Annotated in this window: 21 protein-coding genes and 3 riboswitches; of the genes, 13 read left to right on the top strand and 8 right to left on the bottom strand. The window is 48.9% G+C overall.

All coding sequences use genetic code 11. The features are described from left to right. Window positions 1-7: 7 nt before the first annotated feature. Complete coding sequence (locus tag GCWU000321_RS07765; protein ID WP_007070646.1) at window positions 8-841, bottom strand: MetQ/NlpA family ABC transporter substrate-binding protein; 834 nt, start codon at window positions 839-841, stop codon at window positions 8-10. A 607-nt stretch (window positions 842-1,448) separates the two neighbouring features. Here GCWU000321_RS07765 and GCWU000321_RS07770 point away from each other — a divergent pair. From GCWU000321_RS07770 to GCWU000321_RS07805, 6 genes are all read left to right on the top strand, one after another. Beyond that, window positions 1,449-2,093 carry a metal-dependent transcriptional regulator gene (locus tag GCWU000321_RS07770; protein ID WP_007070649.1) on the top strand — a complete coding sequence of 215 codons (645 nt, stop codon included), beginning with the start codon at window positions 1,449-1,451 and terminating at the stop codon, window positions 2,091-2,093. A 262-nt stretch (window positions 2,094-2,355) separates the two neighbouring features. Then, a riboswitch (glycine riboswitch) is annotated at window positions 2,356-2,462 on the top strand. 100 nt (window positions 2,463-2,562) lie between these two features. Further along, window positions 2,563-3,951: an alanine/glycine:cation symporter family protein gene (locus tag GCWU000321_RS07775; protein ID WP_007070651.1), complete on the top strand. Its 1,389-nt coding sequence runs from the start codon at window positions 2,563-2,565 to the stop codon at window positions 3,949-3,951. A gap of 860 nt (window positions 3,952-4,811) precedes the next feature. Then, window positions 4,812-4,900, top strand: a riboswitch (glycine riboswitch). 98 nt (window positions 4,901-4,998) lie between these two features. After that, window positions 4,999-6,366 (top strand): alanine/glycine:cation symporter family protein, encoded by a 1,368-nt coding sequence (locus GCWU000321_RS07785; protein ID WP_007070652.1) that lies wholly within the window; start codon window positions 4,999-5,001, stop codon window positions 6,364-6,366. Between the two features lie 284 nt (window positions 6,367-6,650). Next, window positions 6,651-6,751, top strand: a riboswitch (glycine riboswitch). Window positions 6,752-6,875: 124 nt separating this feature from the next. Next, the gene (locus GCWU000321_RS07795; RefSeq protein WP_007070653.1) at window positions 6,876-8,327 is read left to right on the top strand and encodes an alanine/glycine:cation symporter family protein; all 1,452 of its coding nucleotides are present in this window, start codon (window positions 6,876-6,878) and stop codon (window positions 8,325-8,327) included. A 249-nt stretch (window positions 8,328-8,576) separates the two neighbouring features. Then, on the top strand, window positions 8,577-9,188 hold the full coding sequence (locus GCWU000321_RS07800; RefSeq protein WP_007070655.1) for a hypothetical protein: 612 nt from the start codon (window positions 8,577-8,579) through the stop codon (window positions 9,186-9,188). Between the two features lie 351 nt (window positions 9,189-9,539). Then, the gene (locus GCWU000321_RS07805; RefSeq protein ID WP_007070656.1) at window positions 9,540-10,766 is read left to right on the top strand and encodes a dicarboxylate/amino acid:cation symporter; all 1,227 of its coding nucleotides are present in this window, start codon (window positions 9,540-9,542) and stop codon (window positions 10,764-10,766) included. Between the two features lie 91 nt (window positions 10,767-10,857). On the opposite strand, the gene GCWU000321_RS07810 is transcribed toward GCWU000321_RS07805, so the two are convergent. Further along, window positions 10,858-11,745: a helix-turn-helix transcriptional regulator gene (locus tag GCWU000321_RS07810; RefSeq protein WP_007070657.1), complete on the bottom strand. Its 888-nt coding sequence runs from the start codon at window positions 11,743-11,745 to the stop codon at window positions 10,858-10,860. 202 nt (window positions 11,746-11,947) lie between these two features. Between GCWU000321_RS07810 and GCWU000321_RS07815 the strand changes: the two genes are divergently transcribed. The 3 genes from GCWU000321_RS07815 (at window position 11,948) to GCWU000321_RS07825 (ending at window position 13,564) form a co-directional block, all read left to right on the top strand. Beyond that, complete coding sequence (locus GCWU000321_RS07815; RefSeq protein ID WP_040381551.1) at window positions 11,948-12,376, top strand: Dps family protein; 429 nt, start codon at window positions 11,948-11,950, stop codon at window positions 12,374-12,376. A 187-nt stretch (window positions 12,377-12,563) separates the two neighbouring features. Continuing rightward, window positions 12,564-13,040, top strand: a complete 477-nt coding sequence (locus tag GCWU000321_RS07820) for a hypothetical protein (protein ID WP_156777761.1) — start codon at window positions 12,564-12,566, stop codon at window positions 13,038-13,040. 212 nt (window positions 13,041-13,252) lie between these two features. After that, a complete protein-coding gene (locus tag GCWU000321_RS07825) occupies window positions 13,253-13,564 on the top strand; it encodes a hypothetical protein (RefSeq protein ID WP_040381554.1) in 312 nt (103 codons plus the stop codon). Window positions 13,565-14,201: 637 nt separating this feature from the next. On the opposite strand, the gene GCWU000321_RS07830 is transcribed toward GCWU000321_RS07825, so the two are convergent. Together GCWU000321_RS07830 and GCWU000321_RS07835 are read right to left on the bottom strand one after the other, a co-directional pair. Then, a complete protein-coding gene (locus tag GCWU000321_RS07830) occupies window positions 14,202-15,926 on the bottom strand; it encodes a carbon starvation CstA family protein (protein WP_007070662.1) in 1,725 nt (574 codons plus the stop codon). 1 nt (window position 15,927) lies between these two features. Further along, window positions 15,928-16,524 carry a DUF8052 family protein gene (locus GCWU000321_RS07835; protein ID WP_007070663.1) on the bottom strand — a complete coding sequence of 199 codons (597 nt, stop codon included), beginning with the start codon at window positions 16,522-16,524 and terminating at the stop codon, window positions 15,928-15,930. Window positions 16,525-16,881: 357 nt separating this feature from the next. Here GCWU000321_RS07835 and GCWU000321_RS07840 point away from each other — a divergent pair, with 357 nt between their 5' ends. Next, a complete protein-coding gene (locus GCWU000321_RS07840; protein WP_007070665.1) occupies window positions 16,882-17,616 on the top strand; it encodes a hypothetical protein in 735 nt (244 codons plus the stop codon). Window positions 17,617-17,640: 24 nt separating this feature from the next. Next, window positions 17,641-18,264 carry a 3'-5' exonuclease gene (locus GCWU000321_RS07845; RefSeq protein WP_007070666.1) on the top strand — a complete coding sequence of 208 codons (624 nt, stop codon included), beginning with the start codon at window positions 17,641-17,643 and terminating at the stop codon, window positions 18,262-18,264. Window positions 18,265-18,310: 46 nt separating this feature from the next. Here GCWU000321_RS07845 and GCWU000321_RS07850 read toward each other — a convergent pair whose 3' ends face one another. The 3 genes from GCWU000321_RS07850 to GCWU000321_RS07860 all read right to left on the bottom strand — a co-directional run bounded on the left by GCWU000321_RS07850 (window position 18,311) and on the right by GCWU000321_RS07860 (window position 24,183). Then, entirely contained in the window at window positions 18,311-19,123 is an 813-nt protein-coding gene (locus GCWU000321_RS07850) for an MBL fold metallo-hydrolase (RefSeq protein WP_007070667.1), read from the bottom strand. A gap of 111 nt (window positions 19,124-19,234) precedes the next feature. Continuing rightward, on the bottom strand, window positions 19,235-19,891 hold the full coding sequence (locus GCWU000321_RS07855; protein WP_007070668.1) for a TetR/AcrR family transcriptional regulator: 657 nt from the start codon (window positions 19,889-19,891) through the stop codon (window positions 19,235-19,237). Continuing rightward, the gene (locus GCWU000321_RS07860; protein ID WP_007070669.1) at window positions 19,888-24,183 is read right to left on the bottom strand and encodes an acyl-CoA dehydratase activase; all 4,296 of its coding nucleotides are present in this window, start codon (window positions 24,181-24,183) and stop codon (window positions 19,888-19,890) included. Before GCWU000321_RS07860 ends, GCWU000321_RS07855 begins: the two co-directional genes overlap by 4 nt. Before the next feature lie 282 nt (window positions 24,184-24,465). Between GCWU000321_RS07860 and GCWU000321_RS09870 the strand changes: the two genes are divergently transcribed. After that, window positions 24,466-24,591: a hypothetical protein gene (locus tag GCWU000321_RS09870; protein ID WP_007070670.1), complete on the top strand. Its 126-nt coding sequence runs from the start codon at window positions 24,466-24,468 to the stop codon at window positions 24,589-24,591. A gap of 12 nt (window positions 24,592-24,603) precedes the next feature. Here the strand turns inward: GCWU000321_RS09870 and GCWU000321_RS07865 are convergent, their stop codons facing one another. Next, window positions 24,604-25,155 carry an LOG family protein gene (locus GCWU000321_RS07865; RefSeq protein ID WP_040382058.1) on the bottom strand — a complete coding sequence of 184 codons (552 nt, stop codon included), beginning with the start codon at window positions 25,153-25,155 and terminating at the stop codon, window positions 24,604-24,606. A gap of 409 nt (window positions 25,156-25,564) precedes the next feature. Between GCWU000321_RS07865 and GCWU000321_RS07875 the strand changes: the two genes are divergently transcribed. After that, the gene (locus tag GCWU000321_RS07875) at window positions 25,565-25,816 is read left to right on the top strand and encodes a L7Ae/L30e/S12e/Gadd45 family ribosomal protein (RefSeq protein ID WP_040381560.1); all 252 of its coding nucleotides are present in this window, start codon (window positions 25,565-25,567) and stop codon (window positions 25,814-25,816) included. The last annotated feature ends 84 nt before the right edge of the window (window positions 25,817-25,900 follow it).

Genomic DNA, 25,900 nt, shown 5'->3' on the forward strand with positions numbered 1-25,900 from the left:
CGTTTAATCAGAATCCCGGAGTCAGGGTCGCCTGGAAGTTGTCGTTGATGTACTTTCTGGTGGCTTCTGTCTGGAATATTTTTACAAACTTTTGATAGGTGGGGTTGTCCTTATCCTGTTCACGGGCGGCGATGACATTTACATACGGGCTGGTATTGTCTTCCTGGGCGAGAGCCGTTTTCGGATCCAGTCCCGCGGATACTGCGTAGCCGCCGTTGATGATGGAGGCATCGCAGTCTTCAAGAGCTCTTGGGAGCTGGGGCGCCTCCAGTTCGATGATTTTCAGATTTTTCGGGTTGGAAGCGATATCGGAGACGACCGCTTTGACAGGATTGACACCTTTTTTTAATTTCAGCAGGCCGTTTTTCTCCAGAAGAAGGAGGGCGCGGCCTCCGTTGGATGGATCGTTCGGAATTGCAATGGATGCGCCGTCGGGCAGATCGGACAGAGTCTTGTGTTTATTTGAGAACAGACGAAGGGGCGCGAGGTAAGTGTTTCCGATGGGAACAAGTTTTGTGCCGTTCTTTTCATTGAATGCTTCAAGGAAGGGGACGTGCTGGTAAGAATTTACGTCGATGTCGCCCTGCGCCAGTGCCTGATTGGGGGTGACATAGTCGGAGAAGGGGACGATGGTCACTTTGAGGCCTTCTTTTTCGGCTTCTTTGGCGACGAATTCCACGACCTGTTCCGAGTAGCCCGGTGTCGTGCCGACTTTGATTTCATTTTTTGTTTTCGCAGGGTCAGCAGACGCGGCGTCTTTTTTATCGCTGCCGCAGCCTGCGATGAAGCCTGCACATGCCAATGCAGCCAGGGAAATGATGACAGTTTTTTTCAGATTCATAATACATACCTCTCTTTTTTAAAAATAATTTTGTGATAAATTTGGAAACCGGAAATAAGAATGGCGGAAACGGGTAAAAAAAAACTCCATCCCAGCAAAGGGACGAAGACCGTGTTACCACCCAATTTTACCTGCACGTCACCGCACAGGCCTCCATAGGTACGCCGGCTTGCGCCTTGATACCGCATCTCTGTAACGGGAGATCCCGGGCTGCTTTATTATTCGGCAAACCTGACTTGGAGGCCATGTTCAGCAAATTTTCCCGCACTCCTTTTCACCCGCCGGAGCTCTCTTTGGCAGTTCCATCCGCTTACTCTTCTCTTCACAGTCATTATGTAAGTTGGAACAAATATACCACGCGTTTTTTTGCGTGTCAAGGAAAATTTTAAAAGGAATGGGGGTTGGGGGATCTTTTTATCAGATTTCTTTGCATTTAAGAATGATTTTTATTTTCTGCCGCAAAATAATTGGCACTCTGATTTAATAATTGAATTAGGGGAAGCTATTTTATATAATAGGAAGTAAGTAATAATTAGAGTGTAGGAAAAGAAACAGGTTTTGTATTTTATGAAAAATTTTCAGTTACAGGAAGCGGGGAAGGGAAATCATGACATCAGGGAAAGAAGATTATTTGAAAGCGATTTACATCATCAGCGAAGATCATGAACTGGTATCCAATAAGGAATTGTCCGACATGCTCCATGTGTCGCCGCCGTCAGTGAGCGAGATGATTATGAAGCTGCAGAAAGAAGGGTATGTGGACTACACCGCTTACAAAGGCAGCAAGATGACGAGGAAGGGAAGGAGGGAAGCAGGCAAGCTTTTCCGTTTTCATGCGTTGTGGGAAGTATTCCTTGTGGAAAAGCTCCATTTTTCCTGGAGCGAAGCTCATGAGCAGGCGGACGGTCTGGAACACCAGACGAGCGACATGCTTGCGGAACGGCTTGATGAGTTTCTCGGACATCCTGAACACTGTCCCCATGGCGACCCTATTCCGAAGGCGGACGGCAGCCGCAAAGGGCTTACTTTCCGTACGCTTTCCGATTTAAAGGAGGGGGATAGTACCACTATCCGCCGTATTGTGGAAGATTACAGCTTGATGGACTATCTTCAGGAGAAAGGCATCCATCCCGATATGCGGGTCACTGTAAAAGAAAAGGAACCTTATGAAGGACCGATTCTTCTTGCTACGGAGGCGGGTGATATTTCTCTCAGCTACAAAGCGGTGGAACAGATTTTTGTTGACGAATAAGATGAATAGAATAATACGGAGAGCCTCATTTAGGGCTCTTTTTAATAGCGGCAGGCAGGTGCTTTATTTCCCTTTATGCATAAATGGCATATGAAACGGGGGAATACATGCAGAAAAAGTACGATGAAAAAGGCTATACAATTAAAGATAAATCGCTTATAATACATTTACACAATTTTGAATGATGTATACGGAAAAAGACAGAAATGTCTGCCGAAGGAGTAACACTATCAGGCGTCCCATGGGACACGAAACCGTGTACGGACAAACCTCTGGAGAGTGTCGTATATGACCGCCGAAGGTGCAGGGGCGCGGGGAAGAGTAGTCCTCCCGTTCTAATCTCTCAGGCAAAAGGACAGGGTCGGTGCAGCAATGGAAACATGCATGCCGGCTCTGTTTTTGTCTTCAGGGCCGGTTTTTATATTGTTCCGTCATGTCTTGGTGTACGGAATTTTGAGGGTGGGAGTGAATGCGAATGCTTGACTTGTTAAACCAAATTGATGCGATTGTCTGGGGCCCGTGGCTCCTTGTTCTTCTGGTAGGGACCGGCGTATATCTGACCATCCGCCTCCGCCTTCTCCAGATGGTCAAGCTGCCAAGGGCCCTTCGGCTGATTTTCTTTGCCAGAAATAAAGGCGACGGCGACATTGACAGTTTCAAGGCACTCTGCACGGCGCTTGCCGCAACGGTAGGCACAGGAAATATCGTAGGCGTTGCCACTGCTATCAAATTGGGCGGCCCGGGCGCGCTTTTCTGGATGTGGGTAGCCGCTTTCTTCGGCATGGCTACCAAGTACGCCGAAGGCTGCCTTGCCGTTAAGTTCCGTTCTATCGATGAAAATGGAAATATCGCAGGCGGACCGATGTATTACATTGAGCAGGGGCTGGGAAAGAAATGGAAACCTCTGGCGCTGGCATTTGCTTTCTTCGGTACGCTCACCGCTATGCTCGGATCCGGTACGACTACGCAGGTCAATGCTATTACGTCTTCTTTACAGGCATCCCTGGGTGTTCCTATCCTGCCCTCTGCAGCAGTGATTACCATCCTGGTTGCTATTATTACTTTCGGCGGATTGAAATCCATTTCAAAAACAGCGGAAAAAATAGTTCCTGCCATGGCTGTTCTTTATTTTATTATCACGGTGGCTCTTCTTGTTATATTTTCGGGAGAACTGCCCCATGCGCTGGCTCTCGTTTTTGACGGCGCTTTTGAAGGTACGGCAGCAGCCGGCGGATTTGCCGGTGCGGGCATTATGCTTGCTATGCGAAGCGGTATCGCCCGCGGCCTTTTTTCCAATGAATCTGGCCTGGGTTCCGCGCCAATCGTGGCGGCAGCGGCAAAAACGAAATGGCCGGCTGAACAGGGTCTTATTTCCATGACAGGCACCTTTATCGACACTATTATTATCTGTACGCTGACCGGTCTGACTATCATTGTTTCCGGTGCATGGCTGGGGGATACCAACGGTGCAGCTCTTACACAGGCCGCTTTCAGCCATGGTTATGGTGCTGTCGCGCCGATCCTTCTGACGGTTTCTCTGACACTTTTCGCTTTCACCACCATTCTCGGCTGGAACTATTACGGTGAACGCTGCCTCGTATACCTTGTGGGTGTCAAAGGGATTACTCCTTACCGCTTGTGCTATGTCGCCATTATCGCAGGAAGCGCTTTCATGCAGCTTGAAGAAATCTGGGCGCTTGCGGATATTGTAAACGGTCTCATGGCCATTCCGAACCTGATTGCCCTTCTTGGACTTACCGGTGTAGTCGTCGCGGAAACAAAGCGGTATTTCCAGCACCTTGCCATTCGTGATGCGAAATTGGTGGCTTACAAAGCAAGGCATATAGGGAAGAAGTGATTGAAGGTCAGCAGGCAGACGATGCGGCATATACGATGATTTGTCTGTAGCCCGGACATAAAAATGAGAAAATGAAAATGCGGTACCTGTCAAGCGTGATGGGTGCCGTTTTTGTATCAGCAGATAACAGATGACAGCTTACAGCTGACAGATAGCAACTAGCAGCTAGGAGCTAAGAGCTGGAAACTAAGAACTATCAGCTAGCAGCTAGTAGCTAGCCATTAGCTGTTAGCTATTAGCGGCAAGACGTCATCAGCGTAATAGATTCTTCACTCTGTGTCACTGTCCCATTTCCTGCCTTCTCATATGGCATTCTTGCGTCCATTCAGAATGACCGGGGACGGTAAGGCGCTATAATGAGGAAAGCGTCAGTCGTCATCCTGAACGAACGTGAAGGATCTATTACCGTGGTGAGGAAGACGGTAAGGTGTCATCCGAGTGATAGATTCTTCACTCTGTGTCACTGTCCAGTTTTCCGTCTTTCTCATACAACATTTTTACCTCCGTTCAGAATGACAATCGGAGGAAAAGGCGTCATAATGAGGAAAGCGTCAGTCGTCATCCTGAACGAATGTGAAGGATCTGTACACCCGTGGCGAGTAAGGTGGTAAGCTGTTATTCAGGGGAATAGATTTTTCATTGCTTTTCACTGTTCTGCCGGCCAGCTTTCGCAATCCATCCCGGCTGTCGAAATTTGTTAGAAAATAATTAATATTTTTAATTTAACTTGCGTATTTTCACTTGACACCGTATAATTCATATCAACAAATTTATACAGGTGGATGATGTATGCGGGAGAAAGCCGTTTGGCTTACCGAAGGAGTAACACTCTCAGGTGCCCTCAGGGGCGGTACCGTATGCGGACATACTCTGGAGAGTGCCATTTTGGCCGCCGAAGGTGTAAGGATTGAGATCCAAATCTCTCAGGCAAAAGGACAGAGCAAAAGACGCATGATTTTTAGCGTTATTTGGCGATATGCCGGCTTCCGGAGTACAGTTTTACCTGGAAGCCGGCTTTTTTATTTTCCCAAGGAGGGCATTTTCTAAATGGATTTTTTAGCAGTATTGAATGAAATTGATAATTTTATATGGGGGCCGCCGCTGCTGGTGCTTCTTGTAGGGACAGGGATCCTGCTTACAATCCGGCTGCATCTTTTGCAGATATTCAAATTACCGAAGGCGCTGAGCCTGATTTTCAGAGCGCAAAATGCGGGCAGCGGAGATATCGACAGTTTTAAGGCTCTTTGTACGGCGCTCTCCGCGACGGTCGGTACGGGAAATATTGTAGGTGTCGCGACAGCGATCCATGCGGGCGGCCCGGGGGCGCTTTTCTGGATGTGGATGGCGGCATTCTTCGGTATGGCGACAAAGTATGCGGAAGGTCTTCTTGCTGTCAAATATCGTGAGACTGATGAAAAAGGTGAAATTGCCGGCGGCCCGATGTACTATATTAAAAACGGCATGGGTGAGAAATACAAATGGCTGGGGGGGCTCTTTGCGTTTTTCGGTGTCCTCGTCGCGTACTTCGGTATCGGTACGTTTGCCCAGGTCAATTCCATTGTGGATATTACGAAGATGACCATCGGTCTTGATCCTGTCTGGACGGGGGCGATTCTCACCATTTTTGTGGCGGCGATTACTATCGGAGGTCTCCAGTCGATTGCGGCAGCGGCCAGTAGGATTGTTCCTGCCATGGCGTTTATTTATTTTCTGTCAACCATCGGCGTTCTTCTCGTCTTTGCCGATAAGGTGCCTGCCGCGGTTTCCATGATTTTTGAAAGTGCTTTTACCACCACGGCGGCAACAGGCGGTTTTCTTGGCGCGACTGTCATGATGGCGATGAAAAACGGTGTGGCCCGCGGAGTATTCTCCAATGAATCAGGTCTCGGTTCCGCACCGATCGTGGCGGCTGCCGCTAAAACGAAATGGCCGGCTGAGCAGGGTCTTATTTCCATGACCGGCACTTTTATCGACACCATTGTTATCTGTACCCTGACTGGCCTGACTCTTGTGGTCACCGGTGTATGGTGCGGTATGGAAAACGGTGCGGCGCTTACGAATGCGGCGTTTACTTCCGCGTTTCCTGTTTTCGGCGGATACATGCTGCTAGTCGGTCTTGTTCTCTTTGCTTTCACGACGATCTTGGGCTGGAACTACTATGGCGAACGCTGCATGATTTATCTCGTGGGGACGAAGGGCGTTCTCCCGTACCGTTTGGTTTTTATCCTTCTCATTGCCAGCGGCGCGTTCCTCAAGTTGGAAGCCATCTGGATTCTTGCGGATATCGTGAACGGCCTCATGGCCATTCCGAACCTGATTGCTCTTCTTTTCCTGTCGGGCATCTGTGTCCGTGAGACGAAGAAATATATGGATCATCTGAAGACAGGCAAACCGTATGAAGAGTATGAGGATTGATCCGAATGAGATGAAAAACGCATAAAGAAAATCCATTTTGATAAAAAATCGGTATAGAAATACCTGTTGCCATCTTGAAAAAACAGGTGTATCATTCGACACACATCAGAAAGTTAAAAATTTCTGATGGAGATTCCGCAGGCAAGGATATTATTTCAGACAAATGAGTATATCCTGCCGGGGCATAACTGAATAAGTGGATGATGTACACTGAAAAATGACACGGAAGTGTCTGCCGAAGGAGTAACACTATCAGGCGTTCTTTGGAACACGAAACTGTGTACGGACACGACTCTGGAGAGTCCCATTCAATTGGGCGCCGAAGGGGCAAAAATGGCTGACCGGGCCATTCCAATCTCTCAGGCAAAAGGACAGGGCTGGCATTGGGTAACACCCATTGTATACGTGGATGCATACATGCATACAACCGCCGGCCCAAGTCATACAAGGCTTGAGTGCGGCGGTTTTGTTTTTGAAAGAATATTAGGAAAAGTAAAGGGGGAAATTAAATGGATATGACGGCAATGAATCAGATTGTGGGGGACATTGACAGCTTTGTTTGGGGTCCTGTGATGTTGTGTCTGCTCGTGGGTACAGGAATTTACCTTACGGCATACCTGAATTTCCGTACATGGCGCAATCTGCCTTATGCAATGAAAAGCGTGTTCTCCCGGGAGGCCCGTAAAACAAATCGGGGATCGGGAGATGTTTCTCCTTTTTCCGCGCTGATGACGGCGCTTGCCGCGACTATCGGCACGGGAAATATCGTGGGCGTGGCGACCGCCATGTTTGCCGGTGGTCCGGGCGCTCTGGTATGGATGTGGGTTTCCGCCTGCTTCGGCCTGACGACCAAGTTTTCCGAATGTATGCTTGGCTTTAAGTTCCGCGAAGTGAATGCGAAAGGGGAAATGAAGGGCGGCCCCATGTTCACCATGAAGAACGGGTTTAAAAATAAAAGAGCAGGACTCTGTATGGGCTTTCTTTTTGCCATGTTTACTGTCATCGCTTCCTTCGGTATCGGGAATATGACCCAGGCCAATTCCATCACCACGGCGGTGAATGCCACTTTCGGCTTTTCCAATGAAATCATCGGTGCTGCCCTTACGGTTCTCACGCTGGCGGTCATCGTCGGAGGGATCACTTCCATTTCCAGAGTATCATCCCTCATCGTTCCCGGAATGGCGGTATTCTACATCGCTACGGGGCTTCTCTGTATCGCTTTGAATTTTGAAAACATACCGCACGGTTTGTACCTCATTTTTATGATGGCTTTTGATCCTGCTGCTGTAGAAGGCGGGGTGGTCGGTACGATAACTGTTTCCGTGATGAATGCGGTCCGTTTCGGTGTGGCCCGCGGCTGTTTTTCCAATGAGGCCGGCCTCGGCTCCGCCGCTATTTCCGCCGCTGCGTCCACCACTGATGATCCGGCGCGGCAGGGATATGTTTCCATGACAGGGACTTTCATCGACACCATCATCGTCTGCACCATCACCGGACTTACCATTGCGTCTTCCGGCGTTTTGGGAACCATTGGTCCAGACGGGAAACCTCTGACGGGTGTGGCGCTGACCATGGCAGCTTTTTCTACGCATCTCGGCACAGCGGGAAACTGGATCGTTTCTGTCGGTATCATGCTCTTCGCCTACTCCACCATTCTCGGCTGGGAATATAACGGCGAAAAGGCATGGGAATATCTCTGGGGCACCCATACATACAATATCATCTACCGCCTTGCGTTTTCCCTTGTCGTCTATGTGGGAGCGACACAGACACTCGACCTCGTATGGAACCTGTCGGATATCGCCAATGCGCTCATGGCTGTTCCGAACCTTGTCTCTATGCTGGTTCTTGCCCCTGTCATTAAAGAAGAAGTGCTCCGATTTGAAGCGGTTATCGCAAAAGAAAAGGCGGGGAAAAAAGCGGACCTGATAGAAAAGAATGAGGAAACACTCCATATCTGATCAGCGCGAAAAGATCTCGGGTATTAAAAAATTGCCCGGGATTTTTATCGGACTGTAACAGGGGAAAGAAATCTGTATTTCTGCCACATGAAACAGGCAGGGCGAGATATGCGACTGAAAGGCATTTACAATGAAAAGGAAATCCTATATAATGAATTCGTACCTTACAGACGGGAAACGGAATACCCTGCTGATGTCAGGGAAAGCGACTGTTTCCCTTGTTTTTGAAAAACAGAAAGAGGGATTTTTATGAAAATAAAACATATAGCAACAGGTCTGGCACTGCTGGCCATGCCGTTTACAGCGCAGGCAGAAGTACGGGAAGCGGGGCTGGTGGACGGATTCGGCATGAGCCTTATTTATCCGGCGGTGCACACGAAAAATATTGCGGCCGAAAATGCGATCAATAAGGATATTACAGGGTATGTCCGCCGTATGAAGGAATTGTATGAAAGCGGCGAAAAGCAGGAAGTATACATGACCTATACCACAAAGTATGAAGATGAAGATCTGGTGTCTATCGTTCTGGAAACATCGTCTATAAATGAAGGAATGGCGGATAGAAATGCGCAGGCCTATGGCCTTGTGTATAATAAAAAGACAGGTGATCTGCTGGACAAATCTAAATTCGGCGTGAAGGTAGACAGCGCGGAAGTTGTGAACCTGCTGAAAGAGGGAAAGCTTGACCTGTATAACATCAATGGGAAAAAGTTATCTTATGACTCTTTCTTCAAGCCGACCGCATACGTGGAGGCGGAGTGCTTCCTCCTGGGGAAGAAAGAACTGGGGCTGCTCTATGCGGCAGGAGAGCTGGCTCCTTATTCGGAAGGCGCGACATACGTGGTGATTCATCTGAAATAAGGAAATAAAAATACGAAAATGAAAACGGTACCCCTCAAATGCGGCGGGTACCGTTTTTGTATCAGCCGGTTGGGCATTAGCTGTTAGCTATTAGCAGCTAGAAGCTAGCAGTTAGCAACTAGCAGTTAGCAGTTAGCAGCTAGAAGCTAGCCATTAGCCGTTAGCTGTTAGCTGTTAGCGGCAAGATGTCATCAGAGTAATAGATCCTTTGCTTTGTGTCTCATATAGCTGTTTTCAAAGTATTTTTGCCTCTGTTTTGAATAGTGGGGTACGGAAAGGAAACACCGGATTCTGTTGTACCTGCAGGGGACGTGGTGTATAATGTAAAAAATCTATTGCAGCATAGGAGGAGTGAAGTTGAATTTATCCGTTCAGATTTTCGCGTCATTGGTACTTTCCGTCGTTGTGGGGCTTGTCCTTGGGGACGGCGCGATCGGCCCGGTTAAGACATGGGTCGCGCCTGTCGGCACCATGTTTATTAATCTTATCAAAATGATGATCGTTCCTGTCGTTCTCTGTTCTCTCGTCGTGGGCATGACATCTATGGGGGATTTGAAGAAACTGGGGCGCATCGGGATGAAAACCGTGGGCTTCTATATGGTGACTACGGCGATTGCTATCGTTATCGGCTTTGCAGTGGCAAGCGTTGTCCAGCCCGGTATCGGTATGGCTCTTCCCGGCGAGGCCGCCCCAAAAGTAAAGGAAGCGCCCACGATCATGCAGGTATTTGTCAATATGATTCCGACAAATCCGATTGCTTCCATGGCGAAAGCGGATATCCTTCCTGTCATTATATTTTCTCTTTTTCTTGGGGCAGGAATTATTTCCGTCGGCGGAAGCCGTTCCAAGCTGCTGATCAATCTTTTTGATGCGGGGGCGGAGGTCTGCTATAAAATCATCGCCATGATTATGCGCCTGGCGCCTATCGGTGTTTTCTGCCTTCTTTTACCTGTCGTCGTGCAGAATGGTCCGAAGGTTCTTCTGCCGCTGCTCTCCGTGATTATTGCTATGGCTATCGGCTGCACGATCCACGCGGTCTGCGTGTATTCCTCTGTGGCGGCGGTCGTGGGGCATATGAGCCCTGTCCGGTTTTTCCGCGGCATGACAGAAGCCATGGTTATTGCGTTCACTACCTGTTCTTCTGCGGGCACGCTTCCGGTGAATATGAAGAACACGGAAGAAAAGCTGGGAGTAAAACGGGACATCGTGTCTTTCGTCCTGCCTCTCGGTGCTACCATCAATATGGACGGCACCGCTCTCTACATGGGGGTATGTTCCCTTTTCATCGCCAATGTATTCGGTATTCATCTGACAATGGATCAGATGATGATGATCGTTCTTACCGGTACGCTTGCCTCTATTGGTACAGCAGGCGTCCCCGGCGCGGGTCTGATCATGCTTGCCATGGTGCTCCAGTCTGTCGGGCTTCCATTGGAAGGATTGGCTCTCGTGGCAGGCATCGACCGTGTTCTAGATATGTTCCGTACCACGCTGAATATCACTGGTGACGCTGCTGTCGCCGTTGCTATTGACGCCACGGAAAAATCCGTCCCCACCCAGCTGGAAATCACTGAATAGGAACGGATGCGAAAGCCTCAGGCTATTTATGAGGATCTCTATAAGTCAGACGTGAAGTTTAACTTATGGAGGTCTTTTTGTGTAGGCGGCTTTAAGACAGGCGGCTGCGGTATTGTGTCGGCGTGCAGTTGAATTTCTCGGAGAACATTTTCGTATAGTAGCTTTGGCTGGAGAAGCCGCAGGCGTTTGCGATTTCCAAAATGGAATTTTCCGTGGAGTCCAGGAGGTTGCGGCTGATCTCCAAACGGTACCGGTTGAGGAAATCTATGGGGGACTGCTGCATATATTTCTTGAAAAGCTGGCAGCATTTGCTTCTGGATACGCTCCCCGCCGCGGCAATACCGGCTAAAGAGATTTTTTCAGGATAGTGGTGGGAAATATAGGCGACCATCCGGCGCTGCGCGCTTATATCTGTACCGGGCATATCTTCCTGCGTCTGCTTTTCGGGAGGGAAAAGGGCGTAAAGACGGGCGAGGAGAATGTGTAAAAGACCGATGCTTTCCAGCTCGAATCCGGGGAGGTGCTTTTCGTTGATCCGATTGATTTCCCGCAGCAGTTCTCCCCGCCGCGGCGCGTCAGGAGAGGCGGAGGGAACAAGGAAACAGCGGCGGGACGTATTTCCCAGAAGAGGAGACAGAAGCCTGTTTCTGACAGACTGATTTTCTGTCAGGAGGGAAGGGTGGATAAGCGCCCGTATGAAGCGGCAGTCTTCTCCGTTGTGCGGCGCGCTTCGGCGCATGGCGGAAGCGTGTATGGCAAGGAAATCTCCGCGGGAAGCGGTGAGGATCTTTTCCTCGATATGGAAATCCATTTTTCCGTCCAGTATGTAAATAAATTCCAGTTCATCATGCCAGTGGGAAATCATCTGCAGATGGGCCTGGGAAGATATGGTACTTGTGGTGATTTGGATCGGCGGCAAAGTTCCTTTTGCGGAAGGGATGACCGCAGCGGCGCTTTTCAATACGTCAGGACTGATCATATAAAACCTCCGGTTGCAATTTTTACAAAGTGTGAAAACAGTTTCTAAAGGGAATGTACGATATTTATAAAAATGTGGAATATATTTATATTCAAATGGTAAAAACTATACTATTATTATACCAGAAACATTGATAAACATGAATATAGAAACAGAATGTTTCAAAAAAGTAGTCATTGTAATATATAAGGAGGAACTACAAATGGAAAAGGAATTAAATGCATTATTATCAGATTTGGTGGTGGAGTACCATAAGCTGCAGAGTTTTCACTGGTACCTGAAAGGAAGTCATTTCTTTGATGACCATGCGAAACTGGAAAGTTTCTATGATGAAATTGCGGAAGCGGTCGATGCCGTAGCGGAAGCCATGCTCCAGCAGAAGCTCAGACCGGAGTCGACACTGAAAGGGTTCCTTGCAAAGACAGGAATCCATGAGGCCGAAAATGAGGAAGTGACATCGGAAGAAGCATATACCCGGGTGCTGTCAGACTTCGAGTATCTTCTTAAAGAAGTCATCGCTGTCAAGGAAGCGGCAGAGGAAAAGAAGAATTACCTGGTATCCACTCTGATGGATGATTACATTGCAAGTTTCAGCAAAAACATCTGGATGCTGAGACAGGCCCTGAAATAATTCACAGCAGGGGAAAGGACGCTCTCTGAAAGGGAGTGTCTTTTTTTGCGCGGATATGGACCTGTTGTCTGAAAACAGGAACCGACAAGAGAATATATTTCTTAAAGGAATATTTCATATAAATGAAAAGAATTTTATTATTATATGGAATAAAAGTAGAATAAAAGAAACGGAAAGAGGTGGTGTGATGGAATATATCGGAGAAAGTTCGGCGATTTATTACTGGCGGGTTCTGGGACTTATCGTATCGGTGCTCATTCTCTACGTGGTTTTTGAAATGCAGAAGAAAAAGATGAGCCGTCTTTCTTCGGCAAATACACATTCCTCCATTGTACTTCTTCACAAGCGCCATGCGGGAAATCCGAACTATTCCAGCAGCACTGAAATCTGCCGCATTGACGGGCTCAGGGCCGAAGCTTTCCTTTACTGTGTCGGCGTGCAGGCGGTCTATCTGTCGCCGGGGGAGCATAATATCGAGGTAAATGCCCATTGGGCACGGCATATCCGCGGAAAACGTTTTAAGGAATATGAAGCGGGCCCGCATCATCTGTGCGTAGAAGTGGGACATGGCGAATTATGGTCGCTGGAATATTTCATTCCTGAAAAGAAATTTATTTTTTCCCGGTGCAATGAAAAGAAAATGTTCAAAAAGAGTGTGGTGTAATTATTCCCGTTTCCCCAAAAGTTTACTCAAAAACGGAATAAATCAGAGGAAAAACAAGCAACATATAACAGATAGGAATAACTTGCAAAAAATAGTAGATATTTAAAGATATCCGCTCTATAATCAAAACAGAAGGAAGAAAATAATCCTTCGTGACCGGTCAATTACAAAGGAACAGAAGTGTATCGAAAGATACAGAAAGGAGAAAGGCCATGAATACCATGTATGATGCAGTTATGAAAATGGAACAGCTCTTGGGCGTGTATGAAAGACTGATTGACGATCTTGCCGGCTACATGAAGGAAAACGGCATTGATTACACCAATGATGATTCCGTACATCCGGCCATCATGCTCTACTCCGAGGCGGGACGCATTTATTCCAGGCTCCTGCGGACGAGAAAGATGGAAGATCTTCTCCGTATGGAAGGGGAATACAACCTGATGAACGGCATGGTAAATGAAATGAAAGCGGGCGCCTGGGCAAATCTCTCGGGTGAGGATGTTTCCCGCAAGGTTATGTAACATGAAACCTCAGAGGCGTATGTCTGAAAAAAGGACATACGCTTTTTGAGTGCCGGAAAAATAGAAATTCCATCAAAAAAGCGCTTTCCCTTACCGCCGCAGGGCGATGGGCGAAAGCACTTTTTGCTGTGTGCAGTTTTGGGTGATAGAACATAACACGTTTTATCCTTGTAAGTCCCATTCTTGCCTCTGTTCAGAATGACGGCGGACGGCAAGGCGCCATCAGCGTAATAGATTTTTTACTCTATCTTACCGTCCCGTTTCCCATTTTTGCCACTGCGTTTAATGATAGGGAACGGTAAAACGTCATCCTGAACGGATGTGAAGGATCTGCTGTTGTGGTGAGGAAATCGGTAAGATGTCATCAGCGTAATAGATTCTTCACTCCGTGTCACTGTCTCGTTTACCAAGTTTCCCACAAGGCATTCTTGCCTCTGTTCAGAATGACGGCGGACAGCAAGGCGTCATCTGGAAGCGAATGTGAAGGATCTGCACCCGTGATGAGGCAAGCCCTTTTTTCAAGAAGGCATTGTTGATTTCTGAAAACCGGAATCCGGCCTGCGCCGGCTGAAAACATCTTGGCAGCAAAAAAGAGTACCTGATGTCTGAACCCACAGGTACCCTTTTTTGATTAAATTCAATGGTTTATTTCCGTTTCTTTTCTCGGATGGGCGATAGTCCGGTAGCCTTCTACGGCAAGAATCAGGGCGAGGATGACGAGGAGCGAACCAATGATGACCTGTGCGTAGGGCCCCCAGCCGGCGGCGCCTGCCATGATGATGCCAATCTGGTTTTTCACGATAAGGGAAAGAGAGCAGATGGTGACGAGGAGCATGAAACTCATGGGGAAGAGGAACATTTTATTGTTCTTTCCTGCGTTGCCGAGCCATGCGGCAACAGCAAGGAGGCCGATGGCGGCAAGAAGCTGGTTGGCCGCGCCGAAGAGTCCCCAAATCTTGGCAAATCCGCCCATGCCGAGGGATATGCCGAGGATAACGGTGAGGATCGTTGCAAAATACGGATTTACCATGAGTTTGCGGAATCCGTCTTTGACATCTTTCGGATTTTCACCCGGTTCGAGCCAGAATTCCTGGAACATGAAGCGTGCCAGTCTGGTGGCGGTATCAAGAGAAGTTAAACAGAAAGCGGAGTAGGTGAGGACAAGAAGGGTGTACATGATGTTTTCCAGTCCTTCAAATCCCGGAATAGCGGCGACCATAGCAGCGATCCCGCCGGCAAAGATATCTGTCGCGCCGTTGGTATGGCCTGTGACGCGGGCATAGCCGATTGCGCAGAGGGTAATGATGGCGAGTACGCATTCCAGGAGCATGCCGCCATAAGCGATAGGCTTTGCATCCGATTCTTTATCAAGCTGTTTGGACGTCGTCCCCGAAGAAACAAGGGAATGGAAGCCGGAAATAGCGCCGCATGCAACGGTAGTGAACAAAATCGGGAAAAGGAACTGCGTTCCGTTTGCGTTGTTGATGGTGAAGCCCGCAAAAGCGGGGAAGACCTTTTCATCAATGGTCGGATGCGCGCCGACGATGCCGATGACGGCGACGATGAGCATCGCGTAGAGAAGGAACGAACTGAGGTAGTCACGAGGCTGGAGAAGGATCCAGACAGGGGTGACCGAAGCGATGGTGATATAAATGCCGACAAGGATCATCCATGTATTCATGGAGAAATAGAACGGATGGAAATTCATGCCGACGGCCATGCACAGGACGATCGCCCCGACGCCGAGGATGGAAGAAATGACTATCGGCGTGTGGCGGCGGTATACGGCAAAACCGAAAATGATAGCGATGAGGATAAACATGATGGAAACCATGGCGACAGATGCTTTTGTCGCGCTGGCAGCCATGTCGAGAACGCCGTCCTTATAAGTCGCGCCGAAGGTGGAAGCCACGATAGCAGCAAAAGCGGCCACTACAAGGATCAGTGTGAGGTATGAGAAGATGATGAAGAGCTGTTTTGCTCTTTTGGACATATTCAGGGAGATGATTTCACCGATGGATTTACCCTGATGGCGGATAGAAGCGAAAAGTGCGCCGAAGTCATGGACACCGCCGAAGAAAATACCGCCCACCAGTACCCAGAGGGTAACCGGCAGCCAGCCGAACATGGCAGCACCGATCGGCCCTGTGATTGGTCCCGCGCCGGCGATGGATGAGAAATGATGACCCATGAGGATGGGCGCTTTGGCAGGAACATAATCGACGCCGTCTTCCATGGTGTGGGCAGGTGTGGGACGGTTCCCTTCGTTTACCCCCCACTGTCTGGCGATCCAGCTGCCGTAAAAAACGTAGCCGCAGAACAGAACGGCGATACTGATCAGTAAAAGTACAAGTGTGTTCATGCTACTCCCCCTTTGTAATTAATTCCTGAAAAATGTTTTTTAGATTCTTTTCCATGCATCGTCCGCTTTTATTGAAATAGAGCGAACGTTTTTCCATATCCAGGCAGCCTGTGTGAAATTCCAGCCAGCCGTGAAGTGAGAAACGAAATGTTTTATAGATGCGGCAGCTTTCTACCGCTTTTCGCGCTGCATCGTCCACCTTGCCACAGATAAAGACAGGTGAGACATAGGTGTACATATGACCCGAACCGATATGGGCCATTTCCATGCCGGCATTGTAAGCGTAATCGCGGCACCTTTCAAAAAAATCCGCAGTCAGATGATCGGCGGTGAAAAGAAATATGAACTCTTCCTGATTGGCGGACCAGATTTCATTGGATTTGAGAAATAAGTGCTGGCCTGTTTTTTCATAATATTCGCAGACAGCGGCGAGACCGTTTCTTTCATCTTCCCGGAAAGGAGAGAGCTTTACCGCTTCTCTGAGATTCCGGCCTTCCTCCAATGGCGGTGAGATGCCTCCGTCAAAACGCGTAATATTATAAAAACGCCGGTAGCTTTTCAGCAGCCGTTCCACAGCATTTTCTTTTTTGTTTTCCATAGAACAGCCTCAAATGAATAATTCCTATGAAGTAAACATATACAATAATAATCAAAAAAGATATTAAATATATAGTAATACGTCTTGTAAAAGATTTCAACCATTATTGGACATTAAATTACTATAAAAATATTTTAAAGAACTGAACGGGTGAATAATAGTACCTTTATATTATATAGAGAAAGAATAATGGCTGTCTTTAAAAAGGAAAGGAGCTCTGTGGAAAGAGTGTCTTCCGGAAGGAAGATTTCTTTTATGGGAGAAATATTTCCGGGGCGCTGCCTGAGGAATACTATATTTGTCAATTCAGCTTTTTTGTAATACACTGGAATTCATAAAGAAAGAGAGGATATTCTAATGAAAATAAGAGTTGCGCCATCCTTATTTGACCGGATCCCCGGGCTTTGTATCGGAATCGTCGCTGTCCGCGCGGCAGATAACGCGGCAGCAAATATGGAAGCAGAAGCTTTTCGCCGCCGCTGCTGCACGGAAGCCAATTTGCTGCTGAAAATGGATCCCGCCCTGGCGGAAAAGGAACTGGAAGATTACAGGGAGATTCTTTCTGCTGCCGGTGTTAAAGAAGGCAGGACGGCTGTAGAAAAAGTATTTGCCGAGTACAGAAAACTTCTCGGTGTTTCTGCTGCGGAGGGCGTGCCCGAAGATCCGGAGATCCTTTTGCAGCCGAAGAAAGCGACCTTTGATGAGCTGGCGGGCTCCGACGCGCTCCCGCCGGTCAATCCGATTATGGATATCATTCGGGGCGGCATGCTGAAATTTCATGTAGAAATTCATGCTTATGATATGGGAAACAGGAAGACTCCTTTGGAGATACAGAAAGCAGGCCGTACGTTTTCCGTCAATTTGGGAGATAAAGTCTGCACGGCCGACTGGCTCTGCCGTGATGAAGAAGCAGGGGCGGTTACGGAAGATACGGAAAATATTCTTGTCCTCATCACAGGAATGAAAGGGAACCGCAGAAAAGTGGCGGCTGCGAGAAATGAACTGGCACGGCGCATGAAATCCGCTTTTGACAGGGCGGTGGAAGTGGGCTGGCTGGAAGGAAAGGAGACGGAATTTACTACGGAAATTTAAATTCGAGATATTCCGTGAAGAATTATGAAATACGCTGCTATCGATTTTGAAACGGCTTACTGGGGGCCGGGGAGCGCCTGCTCGCTCGGTATTTCCGTGAGCGACGGCAATGAAATTACGGAAGAATGGTATCGTCTGATCAGACCGTACCGCATGAATTTCGATCCCATCTGTATGCGGGTGAATGGAATTTATCCTGATGACGTGGAAAAGGAACCGGCTTTTCCGGCGTTTTGGAAAGAGGTGGCAGAGCGGCTGGAAGGAAGTATCGTTTTCGCCCACAATGCCCGTTTCGATATGGGCGTCCTTGCGTCAGTGCTGGATGTATATGATTTGCCGGATATTCATTTCCTGTATGGAGATACGGTGGCGGTTTCCAGAATGCTTTGGAAAGAACTGCCGAATCATAAATTGGATACCGTAGCCGGCAGTCTTGGCTATGATTTCAATCACCATCAGGCGCTGGATGATGCACGCGCCTGCGAAATGATCGTGCGGAAAGCAGTAGAAAAGACGGAGGCAGTGACAATAAAAGAAATGATGGCACGTCTGAAGCTGCCGCTGAAAAAGTTCGCAGTGAAGAGGACGCATGTGCCCGGCAGTACAGGGCTCACTGCACCGGTGCTGTGGCGCAGGAAGGCAAGATAAAAACCGATGCGTACGAAGGAAATAAGTACACATCGGTTTTTCTTTTTTAAAATTCTATGGAGAGCCCCACTTTGAGCTGTTCCGCCATGGATCCCAGTTTTCCTTTCAGGAGGGCGAAAGCGCGGTCACCTGTGCAGTGGCCTGTATAGACGGATTCTATGCCTGTTTCTCTGATTTGTTCTGCCAGCCTGAGGATTTCTTCATCAGTTTTGTTGAACAGGTGGAAGCCGCCGATCAGGGAGAAAACCTTTTTTCCGGGGAAGGTTTCTGAAACTTCCCGGATGATGTCCGCCGCGCCGGCGTGGGAACAGGAACTGAAGATGACGAGTCCTTTTTCCGTCTCAAAGACAAGACTTTGCTCATGGTCAAAGTTATCGGGAAGGAAGCCGCCGTTTTTCTTCTGATACATCTGCTCCCGCTCACCGATTTTTTCCCGGTTTTTCCGCTTATGGGCGACTGCATATACGCCGTCACACAGGGCGGCATCGCCGTCTGCATAAATCAGTCTGTCCTGATAGGCGGTAAGAAGATCTTTGGGGATGCCGATGTATCTGAAACGGCCCTCTTCATAGGCGTAGCAGTTTTCTGCGCATGATTTCTGCAGATAAAATTTGGCATGCCTGTTTCTTTTAAAGAAATATTCCATGCCGTTGGCGTGGTCATAGTGCGCATGGGAAAGAATGCCGAAGTCTATATTTTCCAACGGGATATCCATGGCTTTCGCGTTTTCCACAAAAAGAGCCGATGCACCGGTATCAAGTAAAATCTTTTTATTTTCATACTCAATATAGATTGACAGGCCCCATTCACCTGCCAGCGGACCTTCTCCGATATTGTCCGCGAGGACGGTGGCTTTCATAGCAGCTGCTCCTTTCGTATATGAATTTCTTTTCCCCGCCGAAAATCAATTATAAACAAACGATGGAATAGAAAAGATGCTGCACGAAGTGCAGCCGGATCTTATGGAAAATTATTTGGCGCCGTGCAGGATTTCTTTCAGGTATTCGTTATTTTTTTCCTGCGGACGGGATGCATTGTCCAGGAGGATGTCCACATACCGTTCCAGTGTGGCCGCATCGGTATAGCGGGTAATAAAAGAATTTTTACTGTTGCTTTCCAAAATGATAGGGAATTCCACAGCAGAGAAAATCTGCATACATTTCAATTCCAGATCGCGGCGGTCCGTATATCCTGTGATGGCCGCCATATTTTCGATGACTTTCTCCCAGCTCTGGTCGTGGAGAAGATTCAGATAAATGAAATAGGTTTCCCGCGCGTCAGTGCTGGAGGGACTGGAGATGGAACGGAAAAGAGCGGGATGCCTGCGGGCGAGGGCAAAGTATCCGAGGATGTACTTTTTCATCCGCTCTGTCGGCGAAAGCCGGGAATCATCAAGAACGGAAACGACATTTTCCAAGGCGCTCATCATATACTCTAAAGCGGCGCCGATGAGTTCTTCTTTAGAACCGAAGTAGTAACGCACAGCGGCGATATTTACATTTGCTTCTTTCGCGATGGTTCGCACGGTGGCTGCCTTGAATCCTTTTTCACGGAGGATGCGGGCGGTTATGGCGACCATCTTTTCTTTCATCTGCTCACCTTTGCCGGTGAGTTTTTTTTGAGTCATAATACTTTTCCTTTCCTGGCGCTGATTGTATTTCTGATAAAGGGAAGAGTTTTCTCATGAGTCTCTTTTTCTGTAAGGGAGTTCATCATCAGTTTCAGCCGGTTTTCCTGATTGGCTTCGCTGGCGCTGGCGTCGCAGTCCAGCGGAAGGAATACGGCTTCCGGATAAGCCATATGGAGCTTGTGGATCATGCCTTCTCCCGTGATGTGGTTCGGCAGGCAGCCGAAGGGCTGGAGGCAGATGATGCCGCGGCATCCATGATGGAGAAGATCCGTCATGTCAGCGGTGAGGAACCATCCTTCGCCGGCGCGGTTGCCGAGAGAGAGGAACCGGGCGGCTCGTTTGGCCAGCCGCGTGATATTGGTAATCTCGTGGAAACGTTTGGAAATTTTGACTGCTTTTTCCAGAGGGCGGCGGTACCATTCCAAAAGATAGCGGCCAAAGGTATCTTTCAAGTTGTCGCTGAATGTGCCGTCCAGGTGCTTCCATTGAAAATGGCTGTCTAAAAGCCCATAGAGGAAGAAATCCAGCATGCCGCTTGTTTCCGCTTCACCGCCGTTGGCTTCGATGGAGCGGACGATATCATTGGAAGCGATGGGGCTGAATTTGACGTATATTTCTCCCACGATGCCGATCCGGGGCCGCCGTTCCATTTTATTTAACGGGAGGCGGTCAAAGTCTTTGACAAGATGGGAAATGTTTTGTGCAAAGCGATGGAAGGAGCATCCTTTTATCAGTGATTTACAGCAGATATCCTGCCATTTCCGGTAGAGCGTTTCCGCGCTGCCCGGGGATTTTTCATAAGGCCGTGTCCGGTAAAGGCATTGCTGGAGGGCGTCTCCATAAATAGCGGCTTTGATGAGGCGGCGGATCAGCGTAAAGGTGAGCCTGAATCCGCTTTGCGGCTCCAGATTCCGGGTGTTGAGGGAAATGACGGGGATCCGGGAAAGTCCGGCGTCATCCAGTGCTTTATGGAGAAAGCCGATATAGTTGGATGCCCGGCACGCGCCGCCCGTCTGGGAAAGTATGACGGCTGTCCTGCTTAGGTCATATGTTCCGGAAAGCAGGGCGCGCATCAGGGAACCGATGGTGATGATGGCCGGATAGCAGGCGTCATTATTTACAAAAGAGAGTCCGGTGTCGATATCCGCCCTGACCGGCGGAAGCACTTCTACATTATACCCTGCGGAACGGACAGCGTCACGGATAAGCGGAAAGTGGATGGGGGACATTTCCGGCGCCAGAATAGTGAATGTGCCCCGCATTTCAGGGGTAAATTCCGCTTTCGGATACAGGATGGGCGCCACAGATCCTTTTTCCTGCATCCGTTCTCCGATGGCGGCCTTGAGCGAGCGCAGGCGGATGCGGACCGCACCGAGGTTCATGCTTTGATCGATTTTCAGGGAGGTGTAGAGCCGGTTTCTTTTAGACATGATCTCCTGCACCTGGTCGGTGACAACTGCATCGAGGCCGCAGCCGAAGGAATTGAGTTCCACCAGTTCCAGATCGGCATGGCGGGTGACATAGTCGGCGGAGCGGTAGAGACGGCTGTGCCAGGTCCATTGGTTCAGTACGCGGAGAGGGGGAAACTTGCTGCCCTGCATCATGGCAATGCCGTCTTCGGAAAGGACGGCCATTCCCAGCTGGTTGATCAGATCAGGGATGCTGTGGTTGATCGCAGGGTCTGCATGGTAGGGACGGCCGGCCAGCACGATCCCGATAAGTTTCTTCTCTTCGATTTCCTGCAGGATACGTTGCGTTTCCAGATACAGCTGCATCTTGTATTCTTCTCTCGCGGCTTCTGCTTTACGCTGGGCGGCGGCAATTTCACTGCCGGATATTTTGAAGGGTCTGAAAATCCGTTTCAATATTTTATACAGTTTTGCAGGATGATGGAGCGGCAGGAAGGGATGGAGAAAGCGGGTGCCGTATTTCGTGAAGATTTCATCCATATTGGCCTGGATGGTTTCCGGGTAGGATGTGACCATGGGGCAGTGGAAGGAGTTGGCTCCGCCTTCATCGGGGCCTTTGTCGACGCAGGGGTACCAGATGAAATCCGGTTTTCTCCCGGCCAGGTCATAGATGTGGGCATGGGACAATTTGACGGGGAAGCATTCGGAGTAGGAAGGGATGGTTTCCATGGCTTCGGTGGGGATGCCGCGGATCTGTCCGGAAGAAGTGATGACACGGTAGCCGAGACCGGTGAAAAAAGCATGCCAATAAGGGAAATCCTCGTACATATTCATCGTCCTGGGGATACCCACGGTTCCTCTTGCGGCTTCCTTGGGGGACAGGCTCTTCCGGTTGAAAATTTTGTCATATTTCCAGCGGTATATATTGGGCAGGGAGGAATGGGGCGCTGTCTTTCCGGTGAGCATGATGGAGGCGCCTCTTTCGCAGCGGTTGCCCGTGACAAATGACCGGCCATCATGGAAGCGGATGATCGTGACCATGCAGTGATTGCCACAGCCGGGGCAGCGTTTCGCCTCTTTTGAAAAAGAAAGGGAGGCAAGGCCATCCGGTGCGATAAGGGTCGTGGCGTGGCCGGCAGGGCAGCGGTCCCTTGTGATGAGAGCAATTCCGTAAGCGCCCATGAGTCCTGCCACTTCAGGGCGGACGACTGTGCAGCCAAGAAGTTTTTCCAGCGCGCGGAGAACGGCGTCATTATAAAAAGTGCCGCCCTGCACTACGATTTTTTTACCCAATTCGGAAGCATCGCGGAGACGGATGACCTTGTACAGCGCGTTTTTGATGACGGAGTAGGAAAGTCCGGCGGAAATGTCGGCGATAGAAACGCCGTTTTTCTGTGCTTCCCGTACACGGGAATTCATGAATACCGTACAGCGGGAGCCAAGATCGGCAGGGTGGCCGGCGGTAAGAGCCAGTTTTGAAAATTCCCTGATGTCCATCCCCAATGATTGTGCGAATGTATCGAGGAAAGATCCGCAGCCGGACGAACAGGCTTCATTCAGCAGAATTTCATCAACAGCGCCATCCTTGATGCGGCAGCATTTCATATCCTGCCCGCCGATATCCAAAATGGTGGTGACATCCGGAAGGAAGTGGCGGGCGCCGCGGTAGTGCGCCATGGTTTCTACTTCTCCTGTATCCGCCCGGATAGCTTGACGGATGAGTTCCTCTCCATAGCCGGTGACGCCGGCACCGCAGATATAAGCAGCGGGGGGAAGTTTATCATATAAGTCATGAAGAATCTTTTTGGCGCTGTCCAGAGGGGTGCCCTTGTTTCCTGCGTAATATTCATAAAGAATGCGGTTGTCTTCATCAAGAAGAATGGCTTTGATCGTTGTGGAACCGGCATCTATGCCGAGCCAGCAGGGTCCCTTCGCGTCCGCGATATTTCCCCTCGGCGCATGGAAACGGGCGTGGCGCTCCGTGAAGCGGCGGTACTCCTCTTCATCAGCAAAAAGGGGATCCATGGTTTTAGATGATCCCAGATCCACATCGGTTTTCTTTCGTACATCGGAAAGCCAGCGCTCCAGGTCCAGCGGACGGTCGTGCATGGCAGAAACAGCGGCGCCGATGGCGACATATAGTTCACCGTGTTCAGGGATGATCATATCTTCATCTGCGATGGACAGGGTCTCTTGGAAACGGTCACGGAGGGCGGAAATGAAAGTCAGAGGCCCGCCGAGAAAAGCGACTTTCCCGCGGATAGGCCGCCCGCAGGCGAGACTGGAAATCGTTTGGTTGACCACGGACTGGAAAACGGAAGCGGCGATATCTTCGCGGGCGGCACCTTCATTTAAAAGGGTCTGGATATCTGTTTTAGCAAAGACGCCGCAGCGGGAGGCGATGGGGTAGATCCGTCGGAAATTTTTTGCAAGTGCGCCCAAACCTGCCGCATCGACTGAAAGCAGGGATGCCATGCGGTCAATAAAAGCACCCGTGCCGCCGGCACAGGCGCCGTTCATCCGCTGATCTACACTGCCGCGGAGATATGTGATTTTTTCATCTTCTCCGCCGAGCTCGATGATGATATCCGTTTCGGGATGGAATGTGCGGATGGCTTTTGTTTCCGCCAGAATTTCCTGGCAGAAAGGAAGTCCCATCAGTTGGGACAGCCCCATGCCGCCGCTTCCGGAGACAGAGGCTGTGATGCGGTATCCGGGGAATGTCTGCTGAAGTTCGGAAAGCAGTGCCTCCGTAGCGTGCCGGATATCCGACATATGCCGTGCATATCGCCCGAAAACCAGCTTGAGGTATGGAGATAGGGCGGCTACTTTGACAGTAGTGGAGCCGATATCGATACCTACATGGAGAACAGGTTTCATAAATAGCCTCCCAAAGAATCCCGAAGTTGCGAAAAGAAGTAAAGGAATGGGCGGGAACAGGTCATAATACAATTTCCGCCGTATGTTTATAAATTCCGGCGCTCCCTGCAGGAATGGCAGAGACGGGAAACGCGTGACAATAACTTATGATAGATTCGCATATGCGAAACCGGTTAACTTAATTATAACAGAGCGGAAGGGTATATAGAACGCTATTATCCGTTTTTACAAGGTATTGTCTGAGAAAATATAAATAATAGTAAAAAGAAGCAGGCGTATAAAATGAAAAATAAGTCTCTGGAACAGAAAAATGTACAGAATGAAAACAAAATGAGAGGGAATGTTTGGAAATTCCTGTGGACACCGAAATTCGGACAAATAAAAATGCCTGCCGCAAGACAGGCGTAAGGATTTTCCTTTTCAGGGAAGAAGAGGAAGAAGCTCTTTGATGGAATTGATGAAATGGATATTTTCCCATTCATTGGCAGTGATAAATTCTGCAGATTTCCAGTTTTCAAAAAGTGCGCGGAGAGGATCATAAATTCCTTCAATATTCGCGATGATAATGGGCGGGCGATTTGTTTCTTCCGTGTAAATATGGTAATGGACAGCGGTGTCTGCAAATTCTTCCAGTGTCCCGAATCCTCCGGGAAGGATAAGGAAAGCATCGCCGGCTTCAATCATTTTCCGTTTTCTTGCCATCAGATCAGGCACCTCGATGAGTTCCGTAATGAGGCGGTGCGCCTGTTCAGCGGCAATGAATACTTCGGGGATGATTCCTACGACTTTTCCGCCGGCTGCCAGGGCGGCATCTGCAGCGATACCCATGAGGCCCACACTTCCTCCTCCGTAAATCATGGTATAACCATTTTTTGCCAAAAGCTCTCCTGCCATTCCGGCAAAGGCTGTGTGGGCAGGATTGATTCCGTAACGCGAACCGCAGTAGACGGATACGTTTTTTCCTTTTTCCATATAAAATCCTTTCTTTATCATTGAAATGCTTTCTTTCTATCCTACTGGAGTGAGATAAACTTTGCAACTTGCAGCGGATACGGAAAGAATACGAATATTTTGCAAAGCAATTTATATGCGTATATAAAAAATATCGATAATAAATTTTGATGCGGTCTTCTTTGTTTTTTAAAATTTTTTTACATTTACTTAAATACGGAAGACGTGGAGAAAAATCGGGAGGGACGGTTTCTATTACTCTTTTCAGGATAGAAAGGGATAAACACATAAATGATACGCCCGAGACCGTTGTAAAAGAGTTCGGCATGAATACAGGAGAAATGCACCGTCATTTTGTTGACACTGCATAATCGTGATGATATAATTCCAATGTTGCGTGAAATTTGAAAGCAACAGGAGAGGTAAGTTCATGACATTAGATGAATTAAAGGCATCCGCTTTCGTAGTGGGGCTGAAAGAAACAGAGCGGGCCATTGACAGAGGCGAGGCAGGCCATGTTTTCATCGCGTTGGACTGTGATGACCGTATTTCACTGCCCCTTCGCAATGTCTGCGCGAAAGCGGGAATTTCCGTGACAGATGATTTCACGAAAAAAGAAATCGGCAGAGCCTGCGGTATCAAGGTAAAAGCCGCATCCGCCGCCGTACTTGCATCCCGGTAACATCTGCGGAGAAAGGCAATCCTGTCAGAGGACGGATCCGTTTTCCAAGAGATAATATCTCGGCAGATCAATTATAAATATCCC

The organism is Dialister invisus DSM 15470, from assembly GCF_000160055.1.
In the GTDB taxonomy this organism is placed as follows: Bacteria; Bacillota; Negativicutes; order Veillonellales; family Dialisteraceae; genus Dialister; species Dialister invisus.

What these genes read in the sequence shown, in the direction of transcription:
- GCWU000321_RS07765 (WP_007070646.1), bottom strand. Translation starts at nt 841, where the DNA reads ATGAATCTGAAAAAAACTGTCATCATTTCCCTGGCTGCATTGGCATGT.
- GCWU000321_RS07770 (WP_007070649.1), top strand. Translation starts at nt 1,449, where the DNA reads ATGACATCAGGGAAAGAAGATTATTTGAAAGCGATTTACATCATCAGC.
- GCWU000321_RS07775 (WP_007070651.1), top strand. Translation starts at nt 2,563, where the DNA reads ATGCGAATGCTTGACTTGTTAAACCAAATTGATGCGATTGTCTGGGGC.
- GCWU000321_RS07785 (WP_007070652.1), top strand. Translation starts at nt 4,999, where the DNA reads ATGGATTTTTTAGCAGTATTGAATGAAATTGATAATTTTATATGGGGG.
- GCWU000321_RS07795 (WP_007070653.1), top strand. Translation starts at nt 6,876, where the DNA reads ATGGATATGACGGCAATGAATCAGATTGTGGGGGACATTGACAGCTTT.
- GCWU000321_RS07800 (WP_007070655.1), top strand. Translation starts at nt 8,577, where the DNA reads ATGAAAATAAAACATATAGCAACAGGTCTGGCACTGCTGGCCATGCCG.
- GCWU000321_RS07810 (WP_007070657.1), bottom strand. Translation starts at nt 11,745, where the DNA reads ATGATCAGTCCTGACGTATTGAAAAGCGCCGCTGCGGTCATCCCTTCC.
- GCWU000321_RS07815 (WP_040381551.1), top strand. Translation starts at nt 11,948, where the DNA reads ATGGAAAAGGAATTAAATGCATTATTATCAGATTTGGTGGTGGAGTAC.
- GCWU000321_RS07820 (WP_156777761.1), top strand. Translation starts at nt 12,564, where the DNA reads ATGGAATATATCGGAGAAAGTTCGGCGATTTATTACTGGCGGGTTCTG.
- GCWU000321_RS07825 (WP_040381554.1), top strand. Translation starts at nt 13,253, where the DNA reads ATGAATACCATGTATGATGCAGTTATGAAAATGGAACAGCTCTTGGGC.
- GCWU000321_RS07830 (WP_007070662.1), bottom strand. Translation starts at nt 15,926, where the DNA reads ATGAACACACTTGTACTTTTACTGATCAGTATCGCCGTTCTGTTCTGC.
- GCWU000321_RS07835 (WP_007070663.1), bottom strand. Translation starts at nt 16,524, where the DNA reads ATGGAAAACAAAAAAGAAAATGCTGTGGAACGGCTGCTGAAAAGCTAC.
- GCWU000321_RS07840 (WP_007070665.1), top strand. Translation starts at nt 16,882, where the DNA reads ATGAAAATAAGAGTTGCGCCATCCTTATTTGACCGGATCCCCGGGCTT.
- GCWU000321_RS07845 (WP_007070666.1), top strand. Translation starts at nt 17,641, where the DNA reads ATGAAATACGCTGCTATCGATTTTGAAACGGCTTACTGGGGGCCGGGG.
- GCWU000321_RS07850 (WP_007070667.1), bottom strand. Translation starts at nt 19,123, where the DNA reads ATGAAAGCCACCGTCCTCGCGGACAATATCGGAGAAGGTCCGCTGGCA.
- GCWU000321_RS07855 (WP_007070668.1), bottom strand. Translation starts at nt 19,891, where the DNA reads ATGACTCAAAAAAAACTCACCGGCAAAGGTGAGCAGATGAAAGAAAAG.
- GCWU000321_RS07860 (WP_007070669.1), bottom strand. Translation starts at nt 24,183, where the DNA reads ATGAAACCTGTTCTCCATGTAGGTATCGATATCGGCTCCACTACTGTC.
- GCWU000321_RS09870 (WP_007070670.1), top strand. Translation starts at nt 24,466, where the DNA reads ATGAAAAATAAGTCTCTGGAACAGAAAAATGTACAGAATGAAAACAAA.
- GCWU000321_RS07865 (WP_040382058.1), bottom strand. Translation starts at nt 25,155, where the DNA reads ATGGAAAAAGGAAAAAACGTATCCGTCTACTGCGGTTCGCGTTACGGA.
- GCWU000321_RS07875 (WP_040381560.1), top strand. Translation starts at nt 25,565, where the DNA reads ATGACATTAGATGAATTAAAGGCATCCGCTTTCGTAGTGGGGCTGAAA.